This is a genomic window from Bacillus sp. SH5-2 (assembly GCF_008368905.1).
Classification (GTDB): Bacteria; Bacillota; Bacilli; order Bacillales; family Bacillaceae_G; genus Bacillus_A; species Bacillus_A luti.
The window spans coordinates 1-1,366 of record NZ_QOSD01000053.1 but is presented as its reverse complement, the minus strand read 5'-3'; the positions used below and the strand labels follow the sequence as shown (position 1 = coordinate 1,366).

At 31.5% G+C, this 1,366-nt stretch carries 3 protein-coding genes; all 3 read right to left on the bottom strand.

The window, feature by feature from the left end; translation table 11 throughout:
* Positions 1 to 235: 235 nt before the first annotated feature.
* The gene (locus DN410_RS27730) at positions 236 to 571 is read right to left on the bottom strand and encodes an IDEAL domain-containing protein (protein WP_149178856.1); all 336 of its coding nucleotides are present in this window, start codon (positions 569 to 571) and stop codon (positions 236 to 238) included.
* 127 nt (positions 572 to 698) lie between these two features.
* Positions 699 to 1,112: an Rrf2-family transcriptional regulator SaiR gene (gene saiR, locus DN410_RS27725; protein ID WP_149178855.1), complete on the bottom strand. Its 414-nt coding sequence runs from the start codon at positions 1,110 to 1,112 to the stop codon at positions 699 to 701.
* 164 nt (positions 1,113 to 1,276) lie between these two features.
* The coding region (locus DN410_RS27720; RefSeq protein WP_149178854.1) for a BA3454 family stress response protein at positions 1,277 to 1,366 on the bottom strand (90 nt) is incomplete at its 5' end.

The window sequence follows — 1,366 nt, the reverse complement described above, 5'->3', positions numbered from 1 at the left end:
CATCGGACTTATTTTTTAAACTTGATGGCCATGGCCCATATGGACAGCTCATTTACATAATTATCATTATCAGAAGTGGCAAACAAATCCTTTCAAAGTCATCTTAATTTTAGTTTTTTTGACTCTATTTCAGGAATCTCTATATTTGTAATTAATCGTTTTTATATCATTTCCATAGAGGTGATATTATTGATGATTGCACAATTCAACATATTAAAAATGGATAATGCAAATTTTAAAATCCCTCATTAACTAGCTCTTTTATCAAGTTTAATTTTGAAGAAAGCTCGATAAACCATTCTTCGTCCCCTGTTAATAACGCAAGATCTATAAGATAAAGGATTTGCTCCTTATTTATTACCTTTGATTCAGGAAGTTTGTTAACATGTTTACTAAAGAGTAAAATCGCTTCGTTTATTGTGTACTTGTCGTCACGTTTCACAATACTAACTGTAACTACATCTTCCACTTCATCAAGTGACACAATGTAACCAACTATGAATTCGCCCTCATTTGATATTCCACGAACCCAATCTCCTACTTTTAAAACTTGATTATTATTTGACATCATACTTTTTCACCTTCTTATAAATATTTTTTGTGACGATAAACAAGAAATAAAAACGAAATTAAACTGTAATATTTTCCATTACATTTAAATAGTAAGAACTTACGGCTCTATATAATAATTAAGCCGCTTAACGTTCTTGATTGATAAGATCAACAACCTCTTTCATTGTATAGTCCTTTAAGTATTCACCTAGATGTTCTTCCGCACCTAAGAAAATAGTGAAAAGAACTTTTCGCATGTTTGAACCTACAATACACTGATCATTTGATTCAGGACACTTAGGCTGCAAAGCACCTTCAGAGGTTATTTGATAAATATGCCAGAGATTAACTTCACTTAAATCACGAGCGAAAATAAAACCTCCACCAGTTCCCTCTTTTGATTGTATAAACTTATGTTTTTTTAACAAACTTAGCACTTTGCGAATGCGTACTGGATGAACACCTGCACTTTCTGAAATAGCACTACTTGTTGACATCCGGTCTGGCTGTAAAGCTAAATAAGTTAAACTGTGTATGGCCAAGGTAAAGTCGCTGTTCATTGTTTTCCTCCTACGATCAAAAATATTGTTTCTCATATATTAACATACTGTAGCCATAAATATTACAGATAGGTTAGTTGAACGTTAAAATATAATAAGAACCACACTTAGCATAAAGAAATAGATTCCATAACTTCATTTAGCTTTTTAAGTTAAAAATAAATTTAAAGACTCCATTGTTTCTTCACTTGTTCTTCTGCCAACTGTTTAATTTTTGTCCACACCGTATCTTTACTTACAATAACATTTGTTTG